Origin of the sequence: Streptomyces sp. NPDC058469, assembly GCF_042721125.1 — a bacterium.
GTDB lineage: Bacteria > Actinomycetota > Actinomycetes > Streptomycetales > Streptomycetaceae > Streptomyces.
Genome location: NZ_JBHXME010000325.1, coordinates 1 through 2,153, shown reverse-complemented (window position 1 = coordinate 2,153; position 2,153 = coordinate 1). Strand labels below are relative to the sequence as shown.

Genomic DNA, 2,153 nt, shown 5'->3' with positions numbered 1-2,153 from the left:
GTGGAGGGGGTGCCCCCCCCCCCCCACGTCAGGTAATGTGCGCGGGTGTGCCGGGGGTCAGTGGACCTCGATGACGACCGCTCCGGCCTGGCCGCCGCCGGCGCACATGGCGGCGACACCGATGCCCCCACCGCGCCTGCGGAGTTCGTGCGTCAGCGTGGTCAGCATGCGGGCGCCCGACGCCGCGACCGGGTGCCCCAGGCTGCATCCGCTGCCGAAGATGTTGACGAGGTCCTCGTCGAGGCCGAGCAGTTTGCACGCCGCGGCCGGGACCGAGGCGAAAGCCTCGTTGATCTCCCACAGGGCCACCTCGCCGATCGACAGACCGGCCCGCTGGAGCACCTTCGGAATCACCTCGACGGCGCCCATGCCGGTACGGCGCGGCGCGACACCCTTGGCGGCCCAGGCCCGCACGGTTGCCAGGGGGGTCAGCCCCTGCGCCCGGGCGAGCTCGTCGCCGACCACCGCGAGTGCGGCCGCCGCGTCGTTCACCCCGGCCGCGTTCCCGGCGGTGATCGAGAAGCCCTCGATCTCCGGGTGCAGCGGCTTCAGCGTGGCGAGCTTCTCCAGAGTGGAGGTGCGGCGGGGGTGCTCGTCGACCGCGAAGTCGACGACCGAGCCGTCCCCGCGGGTGACCTTGATCGAGGCGATCTCGTCGACGAAGACGCCGGCGTCGATGGCCGCGACGGCGCGCGCGTGCGACCGGAAGGCCCAGGCGTCCAGTTCCTCACGGGTGAGCCCGGCCTCCTGAGCTACGTTCCATCCCGTGCTCAGGGTGACGTCGTCGGTCGCGTCCGCCGTATAGGGGAACGTCGGCGCGATGCGCTCCTCGAACCGGTCGACAGTACCGGGCACGCGCCACACGGTCTTCGGGGCGAGTGATGAGGACTGCGCCCCGCCCGCGATGACGGCCCGGTCCATGCCGGCCCGGACCGAACCGGCGGCGATGCCGACGGCGGTCAGGCTGCCCGCGCAGTGACGGTTGACCGCCTGGCCGGCGACCTCGGTCATACCCAGGGAGACGGCGGCGTGGCGAGCGAGGTCACCGCCGCCGTACATGGATTCGGCGAGGACGACGTCGTCGAAGCTCTCCGGTGCGAGACCGGACCGCCCGACCGCCTCCGCGACTACGTGACGTGCGAGTTCCTCGGCGCTCGTCTCGCTCAAGGAGCCCTTGTGAGCGGTTCCGATGGCGGTGCGGACGGCACTGACGATCACGGCTTCGGGCATGGCCCACCTCACAGCGACAGATCTGGGACTTCCTGCCTCGGCGGCTCCGCGGTGCGGCGGGCGAGGCTGAAGTATGGTGCTCGTAATGCTAACTGTATAGCCTACGATAACCAATATGAGAGGGCGTGTTTTCCCCTCTCACCGGCTCCCGGGACGGGCCCAACCAAGGAGGACCTCATGGATCTTGCGGGTGCATCCGCGATTGTCACCGGCGGCGCAGGCGGCTTCGGCGAAGCGACGGTGCGGCGCCTCGTGGCTGCGGGCGCCAAGGTGGTCATCGCCGACATGGCGGAGGACCGCGCCAAGCAACTGGCCGACGACCTCGGCGAGAACGCCCGATTCGTGCACACGGACGTGACCGACGAGGCGTCGGTCCTCGCGGCGATCGACGCAGCCAAGGAGTTCGGCCCGCTGCGAGTGGCCGTCGTGGTCCACGGCGGCCCGGCCGCCGGTGCCCGGATCGTCAACCGCGAGGGGCGGCCCTACCCGGTCGACACCTTCCGGCGTACGGTCGAGATCTTCCTCACCGGCACTTTCACGGTCCTGAGCCGGGCGGCGGCGGCCATGGCCGAGAACGAGCCGCTGGACTCCGGCCAGCGCGGCGTCGTGATCACCACCGCCAGCATCGCCGGCTACGAGGGGCAGGTCGGGCAGTCCGACTACTCCGCCGCCAAGGGTGGGGTGATCGGCCTCAACCTCACCGCCGCCCGCGACCTGGCCCCGCTGGGCATCCGCGTGATGAGCATCGCGCCGGGCACCTTCTTCACTCCGGCGTACGGCATGCCCGAGGCGGAGGCCCAGGCCAAGTGGGGCCCCGGGGTACCGAACCCGAAACGGATGGGCCACGCGGACGAGTACGCCCGGCTGGCGTTGCACATCGTCGACAACGACTACCTCAACGGCGAGGTCATCCGGATCGACGC

2 protein-coding genes are annotated in these 2,153 nt (G+C 71.1%); one reads left to right on the top strand and one right to left on the bottom strand.

The annotated features are described in order from the left end of the window. Positions 1-57: 57 nt before the first annotated feature. Complete coding sequence (locus ACFWP5_RS52065; protein WP_384174390.1) at positions 58-1,230, bottom strand: thiolase family protein; 1,173 nt, start codon at positions 1,228-1,230, stop codon at positions 58-60. Positions 1,231-1,407: 177 nt separating this feature from the next. Between ACFWP5_RS52065 and ACFWP5_RS52060 the strand changes: the two genes are divergently transcribed. Continuing rightward, positions 1,408-2,153 (top strand): SDR family NAD(P)-dependent oxidoreductase (locus ACFWP5_RS52060; protein ID WP_384174386.1); only part of this gene is annotated, 746 nt, incomplete at its 3' end.